The following is a 24,069-nucleotide window of genomic DNA, read 5'->3' on the forward strand; positions in this document are numbered from 1 at the left end:
TACAATGATGGTCAATATTATAATTGGAGCTATCATTTTTGGTTATGCAGCATATACGTTAGTTAATTTTGCAAAGAGAAGTAAAAAAGGAAAATGCGCAGCATGTTCTTTAAATAAATCATGTCAGTCACAAACTTGTAGTCCAGACATGGAGCAAGTTGCTCATAAATAGGAAAAGGCTTTGCGAATTTCGCAAAGCTTTTTTATTTACTTTTTAATTGTAACAAGTTGAGCTGCTTCTACACCATTTTTTCCAGGGAATTCTTTACTAGGGTCTTTATCGAACTTTAGTACACCTACAGATTTTTCTTCACCTTTTACATTCCCGTAAGTTGCATCGTCAACAATTGCGAACATGTCTGCATATGCGCGGCCACTTCCGATAATTGTGTTACCTTCATATTTTAATTTTGCACCATCAAGTGTAGCATTCTCTACTTTTTCTTTTGCGAATAATACACCTTGCTCTGCTGTTACAGCTGGTAATTTATCAATTGCTTTTGTGTCGTCATTTTTATCAACTTTTCTAAGTAGTTCTTTCTTAACAAGTTCTTCGCCAGTTTTTTTATCCATTACAAGAACCTTTTTATCTTCAAGTGTTGTAAGTTTCATTTTATACATATCTTTTTCTTTTACTTCTTTTTTATTTTTATCCGCAATTTGCCCTACTTGCTCTTCTGATCCATACAGTACAAAGCCATTTGCCTTTTCTCCTAATAAAGAACAACCTGATAATGCTCCAAATGAAATAGCCGCTGCTAATCCGATTCCTACTAATTTTTTCATGGTGATTTCTCCTTTTTGTCTGTTATATAGTAAATACAGTTTTTGTATTAGTGTTTACATGTGGAGAAGCTTGTTTGTTGCTTCTGTTATTAGTGTATAAGAAATATCGAAACGCAACTATCGAATTAGCTTACAGTAACATTACACTTATGTAATTTAGTGAAGGTACACAAAAACAATTCAATTTTAAAGAGAAATAATGAGAATATATTAGGAATACAATATTATATCTGGAATGTCATATTATATTGACTATATTTTGGAAATAACATGTAAGGACATCTTAGTTTTGTTATAATAAACACATAGGCTGTAAAAATGAATATTCTTTACTGTAAGGGGAGATTTTTAGGTTTTCCAAGTAGTGAATTTGAAATATGAGGTATATCATAGGAGGAATTTGGATGTCTGTATTTAAACGATTACGAGATTTAACAATGTCAAATGTGTATTCATTAATTGAAAAAGCGGAAGATCCAGTTAAGATGACGGATCAATATTTACGCGATATGCAAGCTGATGTACAAGAAGCTGAGAAAAGTGTAGCAGCTCAAATCGCACTTGAGAAGAAGTTTAAATTATTATTTGAAGAGCAAGAAGCACTTGTGAAAAAGCGTGAAGAGCAAGCTCATATGGCTGTTCAAGCGAATAATTTAGATCTTGCGCGCCGTGCATTAGAAGAAAAACAAAGTGCAGAGCAAAAGATGAATGAATATAAAGCAAGCTATGAGCAAAACAAAGCAGCTGCTGATAATCTTCGTGCGAAGTTAGAAGAAATGCGTAAGCAATTAACAGAGCTGAAAAATAAACGTGAAACACTTGTAGCACGTGTAAATGCAGCGAAAGCACAAAAAAATATTAATCAGGCGATGTCTGGATTCGATTCAAATTCAGCAAAAGCTGGTTTAAGCCGTATGGAAGAGAAAGCTCTTCAATTAGAGGCTGAGGCAGAAGCAAGCGGTGAAGTTTACAAAAAAGAAAAGTCATTAGATGATGAATTCGCAAGCTTAAACAAAAATTCTGCTGTTGACGATGAATTAGCCCGTATTATGAAGCAGTATGAGAAATAATATAGAATAGAGACAAATGAACCGACATGTCTAAACAAATTCATGTCGGTTTTCTATTACCCCGCTATTTGCCGGCAGTAAGACTCCCACCTCAATATTTTGTGAAAGCAGAGAGGTTGGTGGGAGATCGACTGCCCATAAATGCCCGATTGGTGTGGGTTAATAATCAGTAGGGGATGGAAAACTCCCCACTGATTAAAGTTTCACTTTATATTTAGAGGAGGTTTTGCAATGACATGGATGAATGTAGTAGCTATGCTTGTATGGACTGGAGCGAGTGCAGTACTATTATTTGCAATTATGTGGGTTGATTCGATTTTTACAAAATACAATGATTTAAAAGAAATAAAAAACGGGAATACAGCTGTAACAACTCGCTTCGTTATGAAATTATTTGCGCAAGGTTATATTTTATCCCAATCGATTACGAAAGCGAATGATTTATGGCAAGCACTTCTTGCATCGGCAGTGTCTTTCGTTATTTTATTAGTTGTAGAAATGTTTATTGAATTCGTATTAAAGAAAGTGTCTGGTCTTGATTTAGAAGAAGGTACGAAAGAAGGCAGTGTTGCGCATGCGATGTTAGCTGGATCATTACATATTGTTGGTGCACTTATTTTAGGTGCTTGTTTATAAAGAGAAAAGGAGGGGTAGATCATGAGTTTATTTAAACGAATCAAAAATATAATGAAAAGCCCAGAGCCACCGAAACCAGAAAAGAGTCTTTTAACGTTAGCTCCTGGCGATATGATTGAAGTTTCGTTAGTTATGTATGAATTAACAGGGAAAACGAGTATGCATTCGCGTAAGGAAATTGTTTTAACATTGCAGGACGGGAAAGATATTCGTTATTTAAAAATTGAAGACCGTGAAAATACGTATTACAAATTATATACACCGATTGATGGTCGTTTAGATTCAATTGATGAAATTCCGACGACAATTGAAATGGATGATACCGAGTACCATATGGAAGAACAATATAATGGACGTGTTGTTGTGATGGGGAAAACACCATTCTCTGCCTCAGAGGAACAGTACATATGGGAATTCCAATCAGATAACCGTAAATTATTACGTATTGAATGGCAAAATGGTCGCACAATGATGTATGAGGGAGAAGCAATTATTCCTGCTGATGTACAAATTATAAGAGCAACATAAGGGGGGCGTAATCATGTCAAACCGATTGTTTACCATGATTAAATCGTTCGTGATCCCTATACTTGCTATCGTTACATTACTTGTTATTGCTGGTTATGCCTTATCAGGCTGTCAAGGTGGACAGACGAAGTCGATTCAAGATCGTTATCCACTTGAATCTGTCGCAAAGGAAGGTAAACAAGAATCTTACGTGTATAGGGCCGCCAATCGGTCTGTTCCTGAGGTAGCAAAGGAACTCATTAATGAAAGAGAACCGAAGCAAGCATCTAAAGAAGACGAAAATCAAATGTTCCTCGTTTATTCTGATAAGATTTATAATCTGCAAAAGGATAAAGAGAAACCATCTGATACGTTAATTGAAATAAGTAATAAAGAATTTGTCCGTCAAAATTACCAACCGTCATTCCTGCAAGGATATATTATGGGGAGTATATTAAACGATATATTCGGTTCAAGGAAATCATCATACGGCGATTATCGCGGATATAATGACAGACAAAATCATAAACCGGTTATTCCGGAAAGACCACCTACGAAAGAAGAAAAGAAAACTCCGCCTCCAATTACGAAGGAAGGAAAAGGGTCTATCATTAAGCGAGGAGATAATGTAGATTCGAAATCATCAGTAGGTGATAAGGGAAGTATTACTGAAAAGGGAAGTAATACGACGCCTCCACCTTCTACCGGAAGCAAAGGAACAATCACGAAAAATCCAGGTGGTTCAAGCGGATCAGATGTGAAGCCAAAATCATCTATTAAAACGCCGCCAAAGAATACATCTCCCCCGAAAACAAGGGTTGGTGGTTCAGGGAAAATTACGAAAAGAAGATAGTGTAGGGGCCGAGAAGCAGAATTTGCTTTTCGGTCTTTTTATTATGGAAATTAATTCCTCATAACTGGTGCAATTAATTTATAAGGAGGGATTAGTATGACTATGTATAAAAGGTTTAGTACAATTATGTTCCTCGCCTTATTTGTAAATCTGCTTATTAGTACAACGATGAAATTTCACTTTGCAGTAGGTATTCTATGGATAGTATATGCATGTACTCTATTTCTGTATATTCCGCTTCGTTTTCAACATGAAGTGACCGCCTTTCAAAAATACGTAGAATGGATTAAGAGTGGAGGAAGATGGGGGGAGTGAAAATATATCAGCGATTTTTAGAATATATCGTTCACAACTCAAATTATATCGGCGATTTTTAAAATATATCGATTTATCGACAAATACCGACAACGGTAGCAACCTAATAATAAAACGAGGCTGTTCCAAATTTTCTTTTGGAACAGCCTCGTTTGTTATAACTATTAATGAATATCATGTTTCTTGAAATTACCGCCTTTTACTTCTGCTACGTCATAAACTGTAATAAAGGCATTTGGATCAATTTCCTGAATAAGTTCTTTCATTTTACTTTCTTCTAAACGGTTAATTACACAAGAAATTTCTTTAAATTTCTCTCTTGAATAACCACCATAAACTTCATTGTATGTTGCGCTTCGGCCTAAACGATCGCGAATGGTTTCTACCATTAATTCAGGCTCTTTCGTAATAATTTTAAATGTTTTTGATCCACTTAAACCTACTTCAACGATATGAATCACTTTTGAAGCGATAAAGTAAGCAATTGCCGAAAGGATTGCTCCTTGAAGACCGAACACTGTTGATACGAAAATAAATACGAACATGTTTAGGAATAAGATAAGGTCACTCGTTCCAAAAGGTAATTTACGAGAAAGTAATACAGCTAGCATATCGATTCCATCTAATGCGCCACCGTTACGTAATGCTAGTCCCATACCAAAACCGATAATAATACCACCAACAACAGTAACTAAAAGTGTATCGCCTTCAATAATTGTTGGTACTCCGTGCATGAGAACGGTACCTACTGCTAGTGAAGCGATACCGATAATGGAATAAACTGCAAAGCTTTTACCAATTTGCTTATATCCTAACCAAACGAAAGGAATGTTAATAACTGCGATTAAAAGTCCTAATGGTAATCCAAATAATCTGGAGCTAACGATACTTAAACCCGTCACACCACCGTCTGATACGTTATTTGGAATTAAGACAGCTTCTAATCCGTACGCTGTAATAAATGCCCCAATAATAATCATCAAAGCTTTTAAAGCGATTTTTAGCTTATTGGGCTTGTTTTTGGTAATTTTCTTCATGTAATGTCCTCGTTTCAAACTAATTTCTTATTTGTTACATCATTCACATCTAAATTTCATTTTAACATTTTATTTGAAAAAATTCTCCTTTAATGGATGTATGCAGGGAATATTATCACCATATCGTTTTTAAAATATTTTTGAAATGAGTATAAGAAATCCCATCCTTTCAAAGGATGGGAGGTTATTAAGAAAATATAAAACTAAGTACGGACACGAATAAAGCGAACCCTAAAATCGTTCCGCAAACTTTCATATGACGTTTACGTCCCATCACAACGATTGCGACATATTCACGAATCATTGCGTTAGGCCAGTAATAAAATGCAGTTTTTGATCCAATTCCTTGGCTATTAAGACCAGCTTGTCTTGCATATATGCCAGCGCGGAAAAGGTGGAAATTATTCGTTGTAAAAATACTTCTATACTTCCCTTCTGGCTTTAAAGAATCCATAATTTCTTTAGAAAACAACATATTTTGATATGTGTTTACAGATCGATTTTCTTGCACTGTATGTTCAAGGGGAATTCCTTTTTCAACAGCGTACTTTTGCATTGCTTCTGCTTCTGGAAGGCCTTCATCTGGACCTTGTCCACCAGAGAAAATGATTATTGGCGGTGTAGTAACAGCTGCTTGTTTCCAATAAAAGTCGATAGCTTTATTAATACGACTTGCAAGTAAAGGTGGTACTTTATCATTAATTAAGCCGCTACCAAGAACGATGATGAAATCTTGATTACGCCTCGGTCTGTTAAATTGGTATAAAAAATAAGCGGTTAAGAAGTTAGATAAGTGTATAAAGAAATATACGCTTATAAGAGAAATACCAGCGAAAATAGGCTGGAAATGTGATGAGAACAAACTTGCTGGACTTATAATAGGAAGTAACATAAAGAATAAAATCCCTAAAGCAGCAATGAGTGTTAAACAGTTAGTGAAACGTCTTCCTTCTCGTTTCATTAAAATTCTAGCATTAAGAAATAACCCAAACATTAAAGCAACAATACCAAAGGGAAGCATAAGGATAAGTGCTAAAATAGGTAAACTTATAATGTAGTGTAGGGCATCACTACCTGAGTCATAAGATGCGATAATACAAAAAAGAAGGAAAAAGCAGAAAAAGGCATTAAATAAAAAGCCATTTATTATTTTTCGTGGATCCTTTAAATACGAGATAAGAAAAATAATAAACAATATAAGAGGAATAATTCCGAAATACATAAATATAGTACACCTCAATTTGTATAAGAATTTGACATACCTTTTATATTACATGATTTTATAATTGAAAATGAAAAAAAAAGGATTTTGAATTTTCTCAATAAAATATATGGATACATATGTTACAATGTATTCAAAGCGATATATTAAAAGTAAAATGGTTGAAGGGGCACTCTGTAGAGTGCCTTTTTCTTTTAAGTATGTAATTATGCATATTGTATTTATTTTCAAAGGAAGAGGATTAAAATATAAAGTGAAACTTTAATCAGTGGGGGTGTTCATCCCCCACTGATTATTAGTTGAACCAATCGGGCGTTTATGGGCAGTTAATCTCCCACCTAAATTCTTTGCTCCGGCCGAATTTTGAGGTGGGGGTCTTACTGCCCGCAAATAGCGGGATAAGTTGTAGACAGGCTTTATAAAGCAGAATTTTTTACAAACATTTCCCTCTACCTTTTTGTATCTAACAATCGTATAACAATAAATAATTCTGTTTTATAGTGTCTGTTTATGAAAGGTGAAAGGGTGTCTTCTTTGAAGGCACCTTTTTGTTGTTTAGTGTAGATACGTTTTCACTGTTAACATAGTGGAAACTATCTATACTAAACATTAGCAATCTTCCGTATAAATATTATCAATTTACTATATATTCCAGTGGTGATAAGCTACAGATGAAAGGCTTTCTTTTTCAAAATATTACCCCTAATAAAATTTTGAAGAAGTCAACTGTCTCCAAACTTGCCATTCATGCTTAGAGAAAAAGCGCTCAGATGAGTGCTTTTTCTTATTTACACATGCTATTTTTTAGGTGATTTTCATAAAATGAAAGTAATGAAATGAAAGTAGGTGACAAAATGCCAGCAGTTGTGGAAGGTGTTATTATTGAAAACTGCAATGGAACGGTTAATCTAGGGGATAAATATAACGTGCATCCGATTGAAAAGACGAAAGCTTATAATGGATCGGGGTCATCGAATACGGGATTTAATGTGAGGACATTTAATGGTATTAGTACAGCGGATGTAGGAGATAGCGATGTGTATGATCAAGTAATTCAATCTACGTTATAATCTTCACATGCAAAATTGCATGAAGTGGTGTATTTGTTGTGTGATACAATGTAGCTAAGAGCTGTTAGTGATTCTTCTGTATCATAGTTGTTAGATTGGAAATATAACATCTTATCGAAAATCATACGTAAAAAAGACACTTCAAAAACGAAGTGTCTTTTTTCATCTTAGTGATATCCTTTAGCAGAGTCTTTATGAATTTTATTTTTAAAGATGCTGTAGCTCCAAAGTTGATATCCAATAACAATTGGTACCATAACCATTGCAACGAAGAACATAATTTTTAAGTTTAATTGACTACCAGCTGCGTTGTATAACGTTGTGCTGTATGCATCGTTAATGCGAGATGGTAACATTCTTGGGAACATACCTGCAAAGCCAGTTGTCATAAACATTGCGATTGTTAAGCAAACGAATGTGAACGCAAGGCCGATTTTATGTTTGTATACCATAATAAGTGCGAGTACACTCATTAACATTGCCAGTACCGGAAGAATGAATAGTACCGGATATTCCGTGAAGTTTTGGAATAAGTTTGTACGATTAGCAGTTGCAACATAGAAGATAGCTAAAATGATAGCAGCTGCCATTGAAAACGGTCTTGCGATTTTATAAGCGCGATCAGATACTTCGCCAGTCGTTTTAATCATAACCCAAAGGGCACCAGATACGACGAATATAGCAGTGAAGAAAAGACCACCTAAAATACCGTAATGGTTTAGTAAGCTAAGTAACGTTCCTTCATAGCCGTCTTTGCCGATTTGCAGCCCGTAATACAGGTTAGCGAATGTAACACCGAATAAGAAGGCGATTAAGAAGCTACCGATTGCGAATGCCCATTTACAAGTTTTTTGCCAAATTGGTGAATCATCTTTATGCATGAATTCAAGTCCAGCGGCACGGGCAAATAGTGCAAGTAATACTAAAAATAGTGGTGTATATAAATAGCTAAACATATTTGCATATGTGACCGGGAAGGCAGCAAATGTTGCGCCACCAGCTGTAATTAACCATACTTCATTACCGCCCCAGAATGGTCCAATTGCTTCTTGTAATTGGTTTCGTTCTTGTCGATCTTTCGTGACGAAAGGAAAAATCATTCCGTTACCAAGTGCATACCCATCAAGAATGAAGTATACTGTCCAAATCACGCCCCATAAACCGAACCAGATGATTGCAAGCATATCATGAGACATGAGCTGCACCTCCCTCAGTAGCATGTTCTTCTAATGCTGCTGGTCCTTTTTTCGCGAACTTCAGCATTAAGTATACGTCTGCGATTAAAAGTAAAGTGTAGAACAATACTAAACTAATTAGTGAGAACCAAATTTGTGGAACAGATATTGGTGATACAGATTCAGCTGTACGCATCAATTTATATACTGTCCATGGTTGTCGACCTGCTTCGGCAACGATCCAACCAGCATTAATCGCGATATATGGAAGTAATACAGACCACATAGTTAATTTTAAATAACGTTTTGAGTTTTCTAGTTTTCCTTTTCGGTTTAAATAGAAGCCATACCAAGTTAATGCCATAAAGAACATACCAAGTGCAACCATTAAGCGGAAGCTATAATACACGAGGTTAACATTTGGGCGTTCATCTTTTGGAATATCTTTCAAACCAACAATTTCTCCATCAAATGAGTTTGTATAGAAGAAACTTCCGAGTTTCGGAATAGTAAGGAATTCAAAGTTCTTTTCGTTTTTTACATCAGGAATTTGAACAATCGAGAAGCCTTGTCCTTTTCCAGTTTCCCAAACAGCTTCCATCGCAGCACCTTTTGCTGGTTGATATTTAGCTGCTGATACACCAGATTGGTGACCCATAAAAGGTGTAATTGTTGCGGCAAATAAGCCTAGCATTAAACCAAACTTAAATGACTTTTTGAAGAAATCAACATCATTTTTACGTAATAAATGATAGGCACTAATTGCCATAACGAATAAAGCACCAACGATATAACAACTAATAACAGTATGGAAAAACATGTTCCAAGCGTATGGGTTTGTGATAAGTGCCCAGAAATCATTTAATTCAGCACGGCCATTGCGTACTACGTACCCAACAGGGTTTTGCATAAAGCCGTTAGCTGTAATGATCCAAAGTGCGGAAATATTTGTTCCAAGTGCCACCATCCACATACAGAAAGCGCGGAATTTTGGTGAAATTTTGTCTTTACCAAATAACCATATTCCCATGAAAGTAGATTCTAAGAAGAAGGCAACGAGTGCTTCGATTGCGAGAGGTGATCCGAAAATATCTCCCATATATTTGGAGTACTCAGACCAGTTTGTTCCGAATTGGAACTCCATCGTAATCCCGGTTATAATCCCCATTACGAAGTTAATTGTAAATAATTTACCCCAGAAATTTGCCATTTTGCGGTATGTTGGATTCAATGTGCGGGCGTATTGAGTCTCCATACACGCTACTAAAATAACAAGTCCGATTGTCAAAGGTACAAATAAAAAATGATAAAAAACAGTAATTGCAAATTGAAAACGACTCAGTAACAGAACGTCGGACATAATAAAGATTCACTCCTTTTTTACATTATCTACAGTTAGTTTATAGTGAAAATAGGGGTAAAGTATGTGAGACTTGTTACAAAGCTGTGTGTATATTTTGAAAGAATTATGTCGGTTATCTGAAAATATATTGATTTTATAATAAAACAATATCCTTTTTGAGTTTTTCATATTTTGATACACTATTTATGTAGTGTAAATGAGAGAAAAGAGGGTTCCTTACTATGAAGTCATTAGAAGAGATTTTGCAGTACAATGAAAAATTTGTTGAAGAGAAGAAATACGAAGAGTATGAAACAGGAAAATTTCCAAATAAAAAAATGGTAATTATCTCTTGTATGGATACTCGTCTTGTTGAATTATTACCGAAAGCAATGAATATGCGTAACGGTGATGTGAAAATTATTAAAGTAGCGGGCGCTGTTATTTCACATCCATTCGGAAGTATTATGCGTAGTATTTTAGTTGCTGTATACGAACTTGGTGCTGATGAAGTATGTGTAGTTGGTCACCACGATTGTGGTATGGCAAAAATTCAAGCAAGCAGTACAATTGAGAAGATGAAAGAGCGCGGTGTAACAGAAGAGAAATTAGATACACTTCGTTATTCTGGAATCGATTTAGAAAAATTCCTGCGCGGTTTCTCTAGTGTAGAAGAAAGTGTAGAACATAGTGTATCAATACTTCGCAACCATCCGTTACTTCCAGGAGAAGTACCTGTTCACGGTCTTGTTATAGATCCTGACACAGGAAAATTAGATTTAGTTGTGAATGGTTACGAAGCTTAAGAATGTATATTGTCATCCTTTTTATCTGGGACAGGATCAAATCCTCCTGGATGGAAAGGGTGACATTTTAATATACGCTTACAAGTCAGCCAAAAGCCTTTCAGTGCACCATGTTTTTGAAACGCTTCTAATCCGTAATGAGAACAAGTCGGATAAAAACGGCACGTTGGTGGTGTCATCGGAGAAATGAACTTTTGATAAAAGCGTATAATCCCAATAAAAATCTGTTTCATAATGGTCTCCTTTTCAGCATATTCTTAAAGTATTATAGCACGACCGTACATAATACTTTACTAATGTGGATTTCCGTTATATCATATTGGATATAACGGAATTAAATTAAAAGCGGGAGAGATGTTGTATGCCATCAGTAGAAAGCTTTGAATTAGACCATACGATTGTAAAGGCACCTTATGTAAGACATTGCGGAGTTCACAATGTAGGTAGTGACGGTATTGTAAATAAATTCGATATTCGTTTTTGCCAACCGAATAAACAAGCAATGAAGCCAGATGTTATTCATACGTTAGAACATTTATTAGCATTTAATTTACGTAAATATATTGATCGTTATCCACATTTCGATATTATCGATATTTCACCGATGGGCTGCCAAACAGGATACTATCTTGTTGTAAGCGGAACACCTACAGTTCGAGAAATTATTGATTTATTAGAACTAACATTAAAAGATGCGGTTCAAATTATAGAAATTCCAGCTGCAAATGAAACGCAATGTGGCCAAGCGAAGCTTCACGACTTAGAAGGAGCAAAACGCTTAATGAACTTCTGGTTAAGCCAAGATAAAGACGAACTTGAAAAAGTATTTGGATAAGAAGAAAAAACTGCCTGTGAAAGGGCAGTTTTTTTTATTGATAAATTGCTATTGTTGTTAAATGAAATGAAACTAACGTTTGACATAACACCTTTAGGTGTTATAATAAAAATGAAACCAAATGGTGTTATTTTTAGTTTCATTAGGAGGTAAAAGGAATGGACAAGCAAGGACAAGAAATGTTTTTAAATTTTATTTTACAAAGAGTTCAAGAAGATAAGCAGAATGAAGCAAAAGCAGTACTTACAGAAAACTTTAAGAAACAAAATGAAGGTACGTTCTCAAAAGAGGATATTGAGCAATTTATTCCTAAAATGATTAGTCTACTAAAACCAGAAAAATTAGAGGAAGTAAAAGCTGTAGTAAAACAATTTTCTGGAAATTACGGTAATTAATTAAGAGGAAACAATCTAAACGCAATGTTTTCCAATAAGTTGTACACTCCATATTCTTTTAGGCTTTAAAGTCAAAAGGCAGGACGTTATATGCTTAAAAAAGAACGATTAGTTAATATGCAAAATTGGCTGTACTTTTGGAAGGATAAGCTAGCTGCTTTAAAAACGTCCGTAGAGGAAGATAACAATTAGTTATAAGAGAACCGATACTTATTGGTTCTCTTATTTGTTTTGGTGGTATTCTTTCCATTTATTAATTGAATTTGGAATATGAATAGATAGTTAAGAGCTCCTGTTAAAAAAAACAGGAGTTTTTTGTGCGAACGGAGTATTGACTTTAACGTATACGTCAAAGTTTATAGTAGAGGTAAATAGAGTAAAGGGAGGAAATGATGGATAAGTATTTACCGGAATATTTCTGTCACTCCAAGAAATAAAGCAGCAGCTCCTGCCAACAGAGCAAGTGCACTACTTCCTTTTTGCTGTTTTAATACTTCTTCTATACTAATGGTGACGGCCATAACTCCTAAAAAGATGAACATATAAGGCATGATTTCTCTATTACCAGTAAAAAAGCTATAAATTGCTATAGATAAAGCGATAAGTGAAAAAGTAATCCGAAACCCTTTTAACATAAAGGACCCTCCCTCTATTTTATGTAGGTAATGATGAGAACGATCCAAGAGAAAGCTCCAGCAGCAATACAAATAAATCCGGTTCCGGAATCCTTCTTCTTTATTTGCTCAATTGCAATGAGGAACATTAGAGCTCCTAATAAAAATTGTGAAAAAGGTAGAAAGTTATTTTGACCTGTATATAGCCCAATTGCCGACATAATTATCACAGTGAGTGCGATTACGATGCGGAGTATACGAAACATGTTATGAATTCTCCTTATTATTTTTCGCATAAGGATTATCTTCTGGTTTATCAACGGAATGTTTATATGCGTAGCCTTTATTAAACGTCATGACGGAGAGCACTAGGATGACTAGGACGATTATAATACCGATAATTAATATTTTGAACATAAAATCCCTCCTTTTCTTTATTTTACATAATTTTGTAATTGATGAAAACAATAGAAATTAAAAGGATGAAAGAAGGGTGTTACATGGAGAAGAAAAAAACATATTATATATCAATAGGAAATGGTCAAATTTCACAAGTGAAGACGGCGGATACGTATAATTTTGAGATTTATGCAAATGACGAGGAGATTACAGAATTGAGAGAGTATTTTGACCAAGCATATACAGAGGATTTAGGCTCATTCGTACGCTCTCACGTTCCATTCGTCGAGTATCACCATGATTCGAATAATGATCGATATGATGAACAACTACAAAAAGCATATAAAATGATTTACGATTTAGGAAATCATGAGACGAAAGAATTAGTCGCGCAAATGGGAATAATCAATGGATTATAATTGGATAATATTATGCAGAAAAGCGAGAATATGCTACAATTTGTGGTAGGAAAAACTTGTAACCATCAATAGGGGAGTAATGGCATGTACAAATTTAAAGATTATTACCACAACACTGTACAATTATCGTTTGAACGTTATCCATTTTCTCCTGAGCCAAAGCATGTTTGGGTTGTATGCCGGTACGGGGATCAATGGTTATTAACGCATCATTTACGTCGCGGTCTTGAATTTCCAGGTGGTAAAGTAGAACTAGGGGAAACACCGGAAGAAGCGGCGGTTCGAGAAGTTCATGAAGAAACAGGCGGCATAGTTTCTGACTTAACTTACTTAGGACAATATAAAGTGTCTGGAAAAGACAAAATAATCATTAAAAACATTTATTTTGCAACAATTAGTGCGGTAGAAGAACATACGCATTACGAAGAAACGAAAGGGTCTGTTTTATTAAAAGACATTCCTGCCAACATTAAAACGGATAGAAAATTTAGCTTTATTATGCGCGATGATGTATTGGCGCGTACGATGAAACATATAGAAGAAATCGGCTGTTTTACGAAGTAAAGTAGCCGGTTTCTTTTTTTGTTAATTAGATTGTAATGAGACTAATATCTCAATTTATTTCCGTATGAGCATGGGATGGAACATTATGTTTTGTCGAAATTAAAACAATCTTTTTTAGATAAAGGTATAAAAACAATGAATAATATTACATTTTTGTTGAAATATGTTGAATTTTTGTAATATTATCTGTAAAATATTTCATTGTAAATACATACCATTTCTGAAGGGGAGAAAGTTATGAAAAAACTATTAGCTTCATTATTTGCTTTTGTACTATTATTTACGGGTTATAATTCTTCTGCATATGCAGCAAAGAGCACAAATGACACAAAAAATTGTGGGGATTTTAAAAGTCAAAAAGAAGCACAGGCATTTTGGGATCAAAATGGATATGGTGTCGGTAACGATCCGCACCGTTTAGACAACGATAAAGATGGAATTCCTTGTGAAGATTTTAAGTATAAGCCAGTAGATACTACTGCTACAACAAAGGATAATGAACAAGTAACTAAAGAAGAAGAAGCTAAGAAAAAGGCCGAAGAAGCAGCAAAAGTACAAGCAGAGCAAGATGCTAAGAAAAAAGCTGAAGAAGCAAAAGGAAAGCAAGAAGTAAAAAAAGACCCTGTGAAGCAGGAAGCAAAGAAAGACGCAACAGTACAAGGTAAGAAACAAGATGTTACGAAAAAAAATGTAACAAAAGAAACGAAGAAAGTAGTAACAGCTACTAAAAAACAAGGTGAAAAACTTCCTAATACAGCATCGAATGGTGTTACAATGATGTTAGCAAGTTTAGGTTTAGTCTTAGTGGGATCAGTACTAATGTTTCGCCGTAAAAAAACAAACGCATAAAACAGGTTTTTAAAGCGGCAGGAGAAATCCTGTCGCTTTTACTCGAGGTGAGTGGTTATGAGTAACAAACAGTGGATTGGTTTATGTTTGGTGGTTATAGGATTAGCTATGTGTTCTTATTATTTTGTAGAATGGTATAGTGCGAAGAACTCTGCTAAGTCTTTGACAGAAGAAGAAGTAAAACAATATAAAGAATCGAAACAGGAAAAGGATGAAGTGCCACATGCTGAGGAAACATTAGATTTATCTACAGAAGTGTCACATGTACAAACCCCTGCATCGCAAGTACAACATCAATTTGGAGAAAAAATAGCATATTTAATAATCCCTAAAATTAAACAGAAATATTCTGTATATTGGGGAGCTGATGACAAAGTACTCAAAAAGGGAGTTGGTATGTTTGTGAGTGATCTTACAACTGCGCCTTCTGGAAATGGGCATACTGTTCTAAGTGGGCATAGAGATACGGTATTCACTGAGCTTGGTCAGTTGCAAGAAAATGATAATTTAACTGTAGAATATGATCAAAAAGTTTATACGTATCAAATTCAGCGTCATTGGATTACAGACGCTGAAGATAGAACTGTAATTGTAGAGAAGGATAAACCTACACTCACATTAACAACTTGTTATCCCTTTGATTTTATTGGCGATGCACCGGATAGGTATATTATTGAGGCGGATTTAATTTCAACTACTTTAAAGTAACAGGCAGTTTAGTGAAATGTATATATTTTTTAAAAAATTCTAATATGTAAGTGAAAAGTTATCCGAACTGATTAATATTGGATAACTTTTTTATTTAACTAAATTTTTAAACTTCTACTTCCAAAAACAAGAGTACCTCTAACAAATCATCCACCACACGTGAATGTTCAAAATCACCCCAAAACAAATCTTTCTTCCAAACACCGCGAATTCCTACATTTTCAGAACCAAGTACATCATTTTCCGGATGATCTCCAACATAAAGACATTCTTCAGCTTTTACGCCTAGCTTTTGCAAAGCTCGTTCGAAAATTTCTCGGTGTGGTTTCTTAATTTTTTCTGCTTCTGAAATGAGAATTGTATTTGTATACGTATGTATGTTTAAGGCACGAAGATTATTTGTTTGAAAGTCAGTAAAGCCGTTTGTAATAATACCAATTTTTATATTGTGCTGAGTTAGTTGCTGAAGTAATTCATGCATGTTTTGGAAAGGAATGCAGTGATGTTGAAAATTTGTAATGTAGTCATGCAGCAGTTGCTCTACTGTTAAAGTAGTAATGTTGTATTCGCAAAGGAGAGTGGCATATACTTTATCTTTCCACGTGTAACCATTATTGTCGAGTTCAAGAAAACGAGAGCAATACTCGGATTTTTCTACGTTCATCAAATGAGAGGCGAAGCGATTATATTGATCACGAATAAATTGCTCTAGAGATTGGCACCGATCTAATAGTGTTCCATCTAAGTCGAATAAGACTGCCCGAATCATGGGAAAACCTCCTTACAGTTTTTATAATTCATTATCGCATATTTGTTAGAAATTGATTATTATATTTTTGTAGAATGGAACGATGGAGGGTTATATGAAGGAACTGTATGGAAAGTTAGTGTGTTTTATAATTTCAATTGGCTTAGTAGCCGGATGTGATTTGGCGGAACCAACTTCGAAAAGAGAGAAAAAAAATGTATGTGAAACGACAGAGGAATGCACACAAATAGGAGATAAAACACTCCAAAAAGTATATAAAAAGATAGATGGACTTTCAGAACTTGAAGAACCAGAAGAGGATGTAACGGAACAACATACAAGTAACAATATAAAAGAAGGAGAAAAGAAAAAAGAGGATGATGAAAATTATTTCTTTTTAGCTTCTTATTATATTGATGGTGATGAAATCGTAGATCCGTATTTCGATAAACTAGATCGGAAACGATTGAATAAAGCTTTCGATGAAGATAAAGAAGCGAAAGAAGAGATACTAAAACAACGTCAAGATAGAGGGTACCATGAATCGTTATGGGAAATGTACAGCACTCTTATTCCAGCCAAGTATCGCGGTGATATAAAAGAGTTCGATATGGTAACAGACGGTTATGATGGAATTGTAGCTCATGTTATGCCAAGCATAGAAAATCCAAAAGAGTGGGTACTCAGCTTAGATACACTTGATTCTGCAGTAAATATTGATGAAGTGATGAAAACATTAATTCATGAGACGGCTCACGTATTGACGCTCGGACATAAACAAATACCAGTAAATGAAAAGTATTTGAAGGCTTTTGAAGAAGATAAAGATATTTCATCGTACCGAAATGAATGTAAGAATCTTTTCTTACAAGAAGGATGTGCGAAGGAGAGTTCTTATATGAATCAATTCCATAACTCTTTCTGGAAACAAATTGAGCAAGATTGGACAGAAAAGAAAGTGGAAGAAAGTGAAGAAGCTCAAATTGAATTTTTTAAGGAAAAGCATGATGAGTTTGTATCACAGTACGGAACGACAAATGTAGCAGAAGATATTGCAGATACGTTTACAGCGTTTATTTTACAAGATTCCAAAAAGGTGAAAGAAGGAACGGAGTTAAAGTATAAAAAAATTGCGTTTTTCTATCAGTTCCCTGAGCTTGTAAAAATGCGCGCGGAAGTGTTATCAGGATTATACGATGTTTCGGAAACGATAGAACAACAAATTGGACACTAAGGCGAGTTATGTGTTCGATATATTTTAGCAACGGAAAAACGTGAAGAATTTTAGTTCTTTGCGTTTTTTTATGTTTATAAAATTGAAAATTCTGTCTTTTATTAAAAAAGAAGAAGGAACTGAAGCCTTAAAATAGAATTAGTATAAAAATGTCACAAAATAGACACAATTATAATGCGCGTATTTTAGGGACTATAAGTTTACTCTCGAGGAGGTAATGGAACGTATGAAAACGATTCTTGCGGTTGCTGGTCTCATTTGGGTAATGTCTCACGGTTTTCCGATTTTTGAAGGGGAGCAAATTCGTAGTGCATTAAATAAAAAGTTCAATGATTATCATGTGATAGATCGAAAAGATAATGTCGTTACAGTACGTGTGAAAGACTGTTTCCATACAGTTACGGTTGCGAATGGAAACGTTACAAATGAAACAAAGATGTGCGATAAAAAGTAAAAGAAAGAAGCTGACTCTAGCGTATCGGTTTGAGTTAGCTTCTTTTTCGCTTTCCAATTATAAGTTTTTCAAATGCCTCGACAAACACATACATAAGTGTTGCGAGAACACATGTGAGTAGTACACTCAGTAAGACGAGTGTAAAGTTGAAGACTTGGAATCCGTAGCTAATTAAGTAGCCAAGTCCTTGTTTAGAGACGAGAAGTTCGCCGAAGATAACACCGACCCACGATAAACCAACGTTCACTTTTAACGTCGAAATAATTGCAGGAAAGGATGCAGGGAGAACCACTTGCTTATAACATTGCCATTTATTGGCGCCAAATGTGTCCATCACTTTTATATAGTTAGAATCGATTTCTTGAAATGCGCTGTAAATGACGAGAATGGTAATGATGATGGAAATAATTACGCCCATTGCAATAGACGATGAAATATTTGGACCGAAAATTACAATGATAATAGGGCCAAGTGCCACTTTTGGCATTGCGTTTAGGACGACGAGATATGGATCAAGTACGCGAGCTAGAAGTGGTATCCACCAAAGGAAAGTGGCGATAATAGCGCCGAGTACTGTTCCGAGAATGAAACCTGCTCCTGTTTCCAGCAATGTCGTCCATATGTGGACCCAAAGCGAACCGTCACTCCATTTACTAAGGAAGAGATCCCAAATGCTTGAAGGGGAGCTAAAGAGTAAAGGATCAATCCACTCTTTTTTGCTAGCTATTTCCCATAAAGCAAAGAAAAGAATGAGCAGTAAAAGCTGTAAGGAGCGAGCAATCCATGCACGTTGACGTTCTTTCTTTCGAAACTGTTCATGTAACTGTTTTATATTATCCAAGGCGCTCCAACTCCTTCCATATGTCTTGGAATAGAGCTGGGAAGTCATAGTGGTGGCGTGCTTCTAACGGTGATAAAGAACGGATACTTTCTGGGACGATAAATGTTTTTGCGATTTTTCCGGGATTCGCTTGCAATAAATAAATACGATCACTCATCGCAATTGCTTCTTCGATATCATGTGTTACAAGTAGTGATGTTTTTTTATAGTTACGTAATAGGTTGAAGACGAGTTCTTCTAGCTTTAATTTCGTTTGATAATCGAGAGCGGAAAATGGTTCATCTAGTAATAAAATTTTTGGATCGGTCGCTAATGTTCGAACGAGGGCAGCACGTTGCCGCATACCGCCGGATAATTCACGAGGATATTGCTGTTCTACATCAGGTAAACCAACTTGTTTTAAAAGCTTTAAAGTATGCTCTTTCGTCTGTTCATCATAAATCTTGCGAATGTGAAGCCCAAGCATAATATTTTCTTTAATTGTTTTCCAAGGGAACAAGTAATCTTGCTGTAGCATATATCCCATAGATGAAGTTTTCGTTGTAATCGGTTCACCATCTAAAAATACGATGCCTTCAATTGGATCAAGTAGCCCAGCGATAATCGAAAGAAGCGTTGTTTTCCCGCAACCACTTGGACCGAGTATAGAAATAAATTCTCCTTCTTCCACTTGTAAACTCATATCTTCGAGAATCAGTTTGGCATTGTCTTTTGCAAAAAAACAGTGAGAAACGTTACGTATTTGTAAAAAACTCATACACTTCGCCTCTATTTCTTAATAACGCTTTCGGCAATTTTTGTATTGACGAGCGTTTCATGTGGGACTTCTTTTTGTAATTCACCAGCTTCTTTCATAATGGTTTGGAGCTGTTTCCATTCTTCAGCATCCAACAGTGGATTTGTCGCATAAGAATGTTGTTTTTTGTAACGTTCAATTACTTTTACTGTAATGTCTTTTGAAGTGTCTTTAAATAGCGGGGAAACTGTATCAGCGATCTCTTCTGGACTATGTGTATCGACCCATTGCTGTGCTTTATAGAGCGCACGTGTGAATTTTTCAGCAGCAGTTTTATCTTTCTTTAAGAAACTTTCTTTTGCCATGAACGTTGTATAAGGAACAGTACCAGATTCATTTCCGAACGAAGCGACGATATAACCTTTTCCTTCTTTTTCGAATATACTTGCAGTCGGTTCAAAGAGCTGCACAAATTCTCCTGTACCAGATGCGAAGGCATTTGCAATATTAGCAAATTCGATATTTTGAATTAAGTTCGTATCTTTGTGGGGATCAATGCCATTTTTCTTTAAAACATATTCGCCAACCATTTGCGGCATGCCGCCTTTACGCTGTCCTAAAAACGTAACACCTTTTACGTCATTCCAATTAAAAGAGTCTAATTTTTTACGGGAAACTAAAAATGTTCCATCTGTTTGTGTAAGCTGTGCAAAGTTAATGACAGGATCTTTTGCTCCTTGTTGATGAACGTAAATGGATGTTTCGGAACCGACGAGAGCAATATCAATGCCGCCAGATAAAAGAGTAGTCATCGTTTTATCTCCACCAGCTGTTGTTTGTAAGTCAATATTTAATCCTTCATCTTTAAAAAATCCTTTTTCAATCCCAACATATAATGGGGCATAGAAGAGAGAATGGGTAACTTCACCGACGCGAATGTTTTGAGTTTGTTCTTTTGTACCTTCTTTTTTGCTACTACAAGCAGCAAAAGTGAAAACAGTTAGTAACATGATGCAAAAAACAGCTATTAATTTTTTCACTATATGACACCTCCTAGAAGTCACTCTACAAGCATGATATGTAGGTAAGTGCCCATATGTGAGTATAGATAGCAGGAATTTTTTGGGTGATAAAGAAGTACAAATATAAGGGGTGATAAAATGGAGTACGAATACGATGATAGCGTACATTTACATCTTGATTATTTCGGAACGGAATGTGATATGGAATCGATTGCTTATAAGAGGAAGCATGAAGACGTATGGGACGTGTATTTTAATTTTGGAGCATATGGTATTCAGAAAGGTGATGTAGAGACAGGGATGTTTATGGATGAATATGCAGGTTATTATGTTTTTTCTGTACATGCTCGTGATTTAAGCTGGGAATTTGGAAGTGCTCAGTTTGAGGAGTGGATTTTGAGAAATCATATAGTAGGAAAAATGCTACAAAAATAGGGAGGAATTTCGTGATCGGATTTCTCATCTTATTAGTAATCTGCGTAACTGGAGTTTTCATCATGCAAGTGCTCACTTACCGGTTTGTAAAGGGAAATATCTACAAATAAAAGGAAATAGAGTGGGTTCATATGTGGTTGGATATGGCGATAAAAAAGGGGCCGAGATTAGATTCTTTTGATTTTGTATGTATAGTACTCGTATGCATCATATAGAAAATGTAGATAGTTTCTCTTTTATAGTAGATGTTTCAACACTTTCTTAAAGATGTCATGATTTTCCTCTTCGTTTGTAAGTAATAAGAAATAGAAATCAAAATGCGAAGAAGGGCCTGCAAGTTTGATCAGGTTCTTCTTCGTATTTTAATTTGTATAATAAATAGACTATAGTTTCCGAAGAAATGGTGAATTCTAACGATTTTTTGAAGTGGAATCCTTTCGTAATATAGTTTGTATATACAGCATTCTTGCGCTTTTTAGAATCTGTTTGGTTGTAAAAAGTACAAAAAAGTGTTATTTTTTAAGGGGTATTTAAGGTTATATATATATAATCAAAATAGATATAAAGATTGAAAGTATAATGTTTGTACTGATGCGGGGTGAAACAGAGAGAAGAAAACAAGAAGAGAAAAGAGGGAATAAGTTGAGTTTTGATTTTGTAGTTCAGAAACAAAGAAGAAATGAATTCCAGTTTAATTTTTCTGTTCAGCAAGCAAGAAAGAGCCCATTACTTTCTTTCATTATTAGCGGAATATGGACCGTTTTTTTAGAAACGTTGTTTTTTATTACGTTAGGCTATTTCGAATTGGAGAAGACGAAGCTATTTTTTAATGAAGGAATCACGTTAAGTATAGTTACTATAATTTTATGGAGCATACTATTTTTTATTGTTTATTTGAATAAAGGGATAATCAATAGACTTAGACCAGCCATAAGAATTCATATTTTATTGTTTGCAATAGCTCATTTAATAACTTGGATCTATATATTCATACAACAGAATATGGATTTTTTACTTGTGAATAATTGGATTTATTCGCAGTACACACAGTACCTACTCAGCCTGGTATTCATTTATATGGTGTATATTTTAGTTTATAATTTATTTGGGAAAATTTTACTAAGTGTAATGTTAACTAGTTGTTCTTTCATTATTTTAGGGATTGTTAATTACTTCAAGAGTATGTTCAGAGGAGAGCCGCTATATCCATCTGATTTTACACAAATAGGGCATATGCAGTCAGTTATACCGATGGTTATGGAGTATTTTAGTTTAAAAAATATATTAATAGGAATCATTAGTATAGTTGTATTTGTAGTTGTAGTTTTTACTATTCGAAAGCATATTAAATCTATAAAAATCCATACCGGTATAAGGATTGTTTTAATATGTACATCTATGTTTATGGTATATGCGTTTAGTAATTACCCTAATACATTTGTGAATAAGTTATTTGCAAAGGGAGGGGTATACTTCCCTTTATGGAATCAAAATATGAACTATGGTCAAAATGGCTTGGTTTTAGGATTTTTAAGTAACTTAGATACGACAGTTATTGAGGAACCAGAAAAATACTCAAAGGAAAATATGCTTCAAGTTGCGGAGGATATAAAGAAACAATATGGCGGTAATGTGAGTGAACAAAAAAAAGCCGAGAAACCGAATATTATTTTTCTGATGAGCGAGGCTTTTTGGGATCCAACAAAATTAACGAATCTTTCATTTAGCGAAGATCCAGCGCCGAATTTACATCATTATATGGAGAATTTTCCAGGGGGACAAACAATAGCTCCTACATTTGGGGGGAATACAGCGAATACAGAATTTGAAGCACTAACAGGTTATTCAATGAGTTTCTTAATGCCTGGTTCTATACCGTATCAACAAGCTGTCACAGGTCAGAAAGAAATTCCATCTGTTGCAAGTGAATTGAAAAAACAAGGATACTATACGAGTGCAATTCATGCTTTTGATCGATCGTTTTACAAACGAGACGATGTATATAATGTATTTGGATTTGATAACTTTAATGCAGAAGATACGATGAAGCATAAAGAATTAGCTGGAGACAATGTTAGTGATTTGTCTATGAGTAAAGAAATAATAGATGAATTGAATAAGAGAAAACAGCCTACATTTATTCATGCGGTAACGATGCAAAATCATTTTCCGTATAATCAAGGACGATTTGAAGAAAATAAAATAGAAGTTAATGGATTAGCCACAGACGAATCGAAGGCAGAATTAGAAATATATACGGAAGGTGTAAGACGTTCCGATGAAGCTCTAAAATATTTAATAGATCAGCTTAATGAGTTAGAAAGACCTACTTTATTAGTCTTTTTTGGAGATCACTTACCTGTTCTAGGGACGAATAAGGCTATTTATAAAGAGGCTGGATATATAGAGAACGAAGAAACTTTAAGTGAAAGATTATCTATGGCAGAAACACCATTGTTAATGTACGCAAATTTTGATTTGCCAAATGACAATTTAGGTTTAGCAAGCCCAATTTATTTCTCGAATCTTGTGTTTGATTATGCAGGGTTAAATAAATCACCATTTTATCAATTTTTATCAGCACTGTATAAAGAAATCCCAGTGCTTAGAGATGAATTGAAGGTTGATAAAAATGGCGAAGAGATTAAAGATTTAACAAAGAAACAAAAAGAAATGTTAGAACAATATAAACTGATTCAATATGATTTACTTGCTGGAAAGCAGTATAGTAAAGATATACTCTTTAAATAGAGGAAACAAAAAGAACTTGTATAACAATACAAGTTCTTTTTTTATAGTACTTAACGGGGTAACCAGACAAGCTGGGTTTAGGGAGTATTACCTGTACATTTAGTATAGATGAAAATGTAATCGTTTTATTTGTTTATTTGTGAGAAATGTGTGAATTTTTAACCTTGTTTATTTTGGCTAATAATCAATTTAGTATAGTTTTTAATTGGTGGACGAGGTGTAGATTATGACACTCAGAAACCATTC

At 34.8% G+C, this 24,069-nt stretch carries 31 protein-coding genes and 1 pseudogene; 19 read left to right on the forward strand and 13 right to left on the reverse strand.

Annotation, left to right across the window (positions count from 1 at the left end; translation table 11 throughout):
* Positions 1-4: 4 nt before the first annotated feature.
* Positions 5-172 carry a FeoB-associated Cys-rich membrane protein gene (locus tag ACQKNR_RS14405; protein ID WP_427318491.1) on the forward strand — a complete coding sequence of 56 codons (168 nt, stop codon included), beginning with the start codon at positions 5-7 and terminating at the stop codon, positions 170-172.
* A gap of 35 nt (positions 173-207) precedes the next feature.
* Here the strand turns inward: ACQKNR_RS14405 and ACQKNR_RS14410 are convergent, their stop codons facing one another.
* On the reverse strand, positions 208-786 hold the full coding sequence (locus tag ACQKNR_RS14410) for a lipoprotein BA_5634 family protein (protein WP_427318492.1): 579 nt from the start codon (positions 784-786) through the stop codon (positions 208-210).
* A 404-nt stretch (positions 787-1,190) separates the two neighbouring features.
* Here ACQKNR_RS14410 and ACQKNR_RS14415 point away from each other — a divergent pair, with 404 nt between their 5' ends.
* The 5 genes from ACQKNR_RS14415 (at position 1,191) to ACQKNR_RS14435 (ending at position 4,167) form a co-directional block, all read left to right on the forward strand.
* Positions 1,191-1,856, forward strand: a complete 666-nt coding sequence (locus ACQKNR_RS14415) for a PspA/IM30 family protein (RefSeq protein ID WP_427318493.1) — start codon at positions 1,191-1,193, stop codon at positions 1,854-1,856.
* A 231-nt stretch (positions 1,857-2,087) separates the two neighbouring features.
* On the forward strand, positions 2,088-2,492 hold the full coding sequence (locus tag ACQKNR_RS14420) for a DUF350 domain-containing protein (RefSeq protein WP_427318494.1): 405 nt from the start codon (positions 2,088-2,090) through the stop codon (positions 2,490-2,492).
* A gap of 21 nt (positions 2,493-2,513) precedes the next feature.
* Positions 2,514-3,020, forward strand: coding sequence for a DUF4178 domain-containing protein (locus tag ACQKNR_RS14425; protein WP_149149966.1), 507 nt, complete (start codon positions 2,514-2,516; stop codon positions 3,018-3,020).
* A 13-nt stretch (positions 3,021-3,033) separates the two neighbouring features.
* Positions 3,034-3,852, forward strand: coding sequence for a DUF4247 domain-containing protein (locus ACQKNR_RS14430; protein WP_427318495.1), 819 nt, complete (start codon positions 3,034-3,036; stop codon positions 3,850-3,852).
* Positions 3,853-3,948: 96 nt separating this feature from the next.
* Positions 3,949-4,167 carry a hypothetical protein gene (locus ACQKNR_RS14435; RefSeq protein ID WP_427318496.1) on the forward strand — a complete coding sequence of 73 codons (219 nt, stop codon included), beginning with the start codon at positions 3,949-3,951 and terminating at the stop codon, positions 4,165-4,167.
* A 164-nt stretch (positions 4,168-4,331) separates the two neighbouring features.
* On the opposite strand, the gene ACQKNR_RS14440 is transcribed toward ACQKNR_RS14435, so the two are convergent.
* The gene (locus ACQKNR_RS14440) at positions 4,332-5,204 is read right to left on the reverse strand and encodes a YitT family protein (RefSeq protein ID WP_427318497.1); all 873 of its coding nucleotides are present in this window, start codon (positions 5,202-5,204) and stop codon (positions 4,332-4,334) included.
* A gap of 187 nt (positions 5,205-5,391) precedes the next feature.
* Entirely contained in the window at positions 5,392-6,426 is a 1,035-nt protein-coding gene (locus tag ACQKNR_RS14445; RefSeq protein ID WP_427318498.1) for a YdcF family protein, read from the reverse strand.
* An 836-nt stretch (positions 6,427-7,262) separates the two neighbouring features.
* Between ACQKNR_RS14445 and ACQKNR_RS14450 the strand changes: the two genes are divergently transcribed.
* A complete protein-coding gene (locus ACQKNR_RS14450; RefSeq protein ID WP_427318499.1) occupies positions 7,263-7,496 on the forward strand; it encodes a spore germination protein in 234 nt (77 codons plus the stop codon).
* A 167-nt stretch (positions 7,497-7,663) separates the two neighbouring features.
* On the opposite strand, the gene cydB is transcribed toward ACQKNR_RS14450, so the two are convergent.
* Together cydB and cydA are read right to left on the reverse strand one after the other, a co-directional pair.
* Positions 7,664-8,692, reverse strand: a complete 1,029-nt coding sequence (cydB, locus tag ACQKNR_RS14455) for a cytochrome d ubiquinol oxidase subunit II (RefSeq protein WP_427318500.1) — start codon at positions 8,690-8,692, stop codon at positions 7,664-7,666.
* Positions 8,682-10,031 (reverse strand): cytochrome ubiquinol oxidase subunit I, encoded by a 1,350-nt coding sequence (gene cydA, locus ACQKNR_RS14460; RefSeq protein ID WP_427318501.1) that lies wholly within the window; start codon positions 10,029-10,031, stop codon positions 8,682-8,684. The genes cydB and cydA overlap by 11 nt, the downstream gene beginning before the upstream one ends.
* A gap of 224 nt (positions 10,032-10,255) precedes the next feature.
* On the opposite strand from cydA, the gene ACQKNR_RS14465 reads away from it, so the two are divergent.
* The gene (locus tag ACQKNR_RS14465; RefSeq protein ID WP_427318502.1) at positions 10,256-10,819 is read left to right on the forward strand and encodes a beta-class carbonic anhydrase; all 564 of its coding nucleotides are present in this window, start codon (positions 10,256-10,258) and stop codon (positions 10,817-10,819) included.
* Here the strand turns inward: ACQKNR_RS14465 and yidD are convergent.
* A complete protein-coding gene (yidD, locus tag ACQKNR_RS14470; protein ID WP_144505783.1) occupies positions 10,816-11,052 on the reverse strand; it encodes a membrane protein insertion efficiency factor YidD in 237 nt (78 codons plus the stop codon). The two genes, ACQKNR_RS14465 and yidD, sit on opposite strands and share 4 nt — an antisense overlap.
* Positions 11,053-11,180: 128 nt before the next feature.
* Between yidD and luxS the strand changes: the two genes are divergently transcribed.
* On the forward strand, positions 11,181-11,654 hold the full coding sequence (gene luxS, locus ACQKNR_RS14475; RefSeq protein WP_193648300.1) for an S-ribosylhomocysteine lyase LuxS: 474 nt from the start codon (positions 11,181-11,183) through the stop codon (positions 11,652-11,654).
* Between the two features lie 158 nt (positions 11,655-11,812).
* Positions 11,813-12,049 (forward strand): hypothetical protein, encoded by a 237-nt coding sequence (locus tag ACQKNR_RS14480; RefSeq protein WP_427318503.1) that lies wholly within the window; start codon positions 11,813-11,815, stop codon positions 12,047-12,049.
* A 404-nt stretch (positions 12,050-12,453) separates the two neighbouring features.
* On the opposite strand, the gene ACQKNR_RS14485 is transcribed toward ACQKNR_RS14480, so the two are convergent.
* The 3 genes from ACQKNR_RS14485 to ytzI are packed head-to-tail and all read right to left on the reverse strand — an operon-like array spanning position 12,454 to position 13,080.
* A complete protein-coding gene (locus ACQKNR_RS14485) occupies positions 12,454-12,684 on the reverse strand; it encodes a DUF3953 domain-containing protein (protein ID WP_427318504.1) in 231 nt (76 codons plus the stop codon).
* Positions 12,685-12,698: 14 nt separating this feature from the next.
* On the reverse strand, positions 12,699-12,929 hold the full coding sequence (locus ACQKNR_RS14490; protein ID WP_427318505.1) for a DUF3953 domain-containing protein: 231 nt from the start codon (positions 12,927-12,929) through the stop codon (positions 12,699-12,701).
* A gap of 1 nt (position 12,930) precedes the next feature.
* Positions 12,931-13,080, reverse strand: a complete 150-nt coding sequence (gene ytzI / locus ACQKNR_RS14495; protein WP_427318506.1) for a YtzI protein — start codon at positions 13,078-13,080, stop codon at positions 12,931-12,933.
* Between the two features lie 83 nt (positions 13,081-13,163).
* Between ytzI and ACQKNR_RS14500 the strand changes: the two genes are divergently transcribed.
* The 4 genes from ACQKNR_RS14500 to ACQKNR_RS14515 all read left to right on the forward strand — a co-directional run bounded on the left by ACQKNR_RS14500 (position 13,164) and on the right by ACQKNR_RS14515 (position 15,602).
* Positions 13,164-13,481, forward strand: coding sequence for a hydrolase (locus ACQKNR_RS14500; RefSeq protein ID WP_427318507.1), 318 nt, complete (start codon positions 13,164-13,166; stop codon positions 13,479-13,481).
* Positions 13,482-13,565: 84 nt separating this feature from the next.
* On the forward strand, positions 13,566-14,045 hold the full coding sequence (gene mutTA, locus ACQKNR_RS14505; protein WP_427318508.1) for an antimutator 8-oxo-(dGTP/GTP)ase: 480 nt from the start codon (positions 13,566-13,568) through the stop codon (positions 14,043-14,045).
* 237 nt (positions 14,046-14,282) lie between these two features.
* Positions 14,283-14,894, forward strand: coding sequence for an excalibur calcium-binding domain-containing protein (locus tag ACQKNR_RS14510; RefSeq protein WP_427318509.1), 612 nt, complete (start codon positions 14,283-14,285; stop codon positions 14,892-14,894).
* Between the two features lie 57 nt (positions 14,895-14,951).
* A complete protein-coding gene (locus ACQKNR_RS14515) occupies positions 14,952-15,602 on the forward strand; it encodes a class D sortase (RefSeq protein ID WP_427318510.1) in 651 nt (216 codons plus the stop codon).
* A 106-nt stretch (positions 15,603-15,708) separates the two neighbouring features.
* Here the strand turns inward: ACQKNR_RS14515 and ACQKNR_RS14520 are convergent, their stop codons facing one another.
* The gene (locus ACQKNR_RS14520; protein ID WP_427318511.1) at positions 15,709-16,371 is read right to left on the reverse strand and encodes an HAD family hydrolase; all 663 of its coding nucleotides are present in this window, start codon (positions 16,369-16,371) and stop codon (positions 15,709-15,711) included.
* 94 nt (positions 16,372-16,465) lie between these two features.
* Between ACQKNR_RS14520 and ACQKNR_RS14525 the strand changes: the two genes are divergently transcribed.
* Both ACQKNR_RS14525 and ACQKNR_RS14530 read left to right on the forward strand, forming a co-directional pair.
* Complete coding sequence (locus ACQKNR_RS14525; RefSeq protein WP_427318512.1) at positions 16,466-17,584, forward strand: recombinase family protein; 1,119 nt, start codon at positions 16,466-16,468, stop codon at positions 17,582-17,584.
* 226 nt (positions 17,585-17,810) lie between these two features.
* Positions 17,811-18,038, forward strand: coding sequence for a hypothetical protein (locus tag ACQKNR_RS14530; RefSeq protein ID WP_193410736.1), 228 nt, complete (start codon positions 17,811-17,813; stop codon positions 18,036-18,038).
* Positions 18,039-18,072: 34 nt separating this feature from the next.
* Here the strand turns inward: ACQKNR_RS14530 and ACQKNR_RS14535 are convergent, their stop codons facing one another.
* From ACQKNR_RS14535 to ACQKNR_RS14545, 3 genes are read right to left on the reverse strand one after another with little or no spacing between them, the layout of a single operon-like run.
* Positions 18,073-18,879 carry an ABC transporter permease gene (locus tag ACQKNR_RS14535; RefSeq protein WP_427318513.1) on the reverse strand — a complete coding sequence of 269 codons (807 nt, stop codon included), beginning with the start codon at positions 18,877-18,879 and terminating at the stop codon, positions 18,073-18,075.
* Positions 18,872-19,636 carry an ABC transporter ATP-binding protein gene (locus ACQKNR_RS14540; protein ID WP_427318514.1) on the reverse strand — a complete coding sequence of 255 codons (765 nt, stop codon included), beginning with the start codon at positions 19,634-19,636 and terminating at the stop codon, positions 18,872-18,874. The genes ACQKNR_RS14535 and ACQKNR_RS14540 overlap by 8 nt, the downstream gene beginning before the upstream one ends.
* Positions 19,637-19,647: 11 nt before the next feature.
* On the reverse strand, positions 19,648-20,655 hold the full coding sequence (locus ACQKNR_RS14545; protein WP_427318515.1) for an ABC transporter substrate-binding protein: 1,008 nt from the start codon (positions 20,653-20,655) through the stop codon (positions 19,648-19,650).
* A gap of 120 nt (positions 20,656-20,775) precedes the next feature.
* Between ACQKNR_RS14545 and ACQKNR_RS14550 the strand changes: the two genes are divergently transcribed.
* The 3 genes and pseudogenes from ACQKNR_RS14550 to ACQKNR_RS14560 all read left to right on the forward strand — a co-directional run bounded on the left by ACQKNR_RS14550 (position 20,776) and on the right by ACQKNR_RS14560 (position 23,823).
* Positions 20,776-21,072 (forward strand): DUF3986 family protein, encoded by a 297-nt coding sequence (locus ACQKNR_RS14550; protein ID WP_427318516.1) that lies wholly within the window; start codon positions 20,776-20,778, stop codon positions 21,070-21,072.
* Positions 21,073-21,083: 11 nt separating this feature from the next.
* Positions 21,084-21,287, forward strand: a pseudogene (locus tag ACQKNR_RS14555) (hypothetical protein).
* 427 nt (positions 21,288-21,714) lie between these two features.
* The gene (locus ACQKNR_RS14560) at positions 21,715-23,823 is read left to right on the forward strand and encodes an LTA synthase family protein (RefSeq protein WP_427318517.1); all 2,109 of its coding nucleotides are present in this window, start codon (positions 21,715-21,717) and stop codon (positions 23,821-23,823) included.
* Positions 23,824-24,069: the final 246 nt, after the last annotated feature.

This window comes from Bacillus sp. NPDC094077 (assembly GCF_050279465.1).
Lineage (GTDB): Bacteria > Bacillota > Bacilli > Bacillales > Bacillaceae_G > Bacillus_A.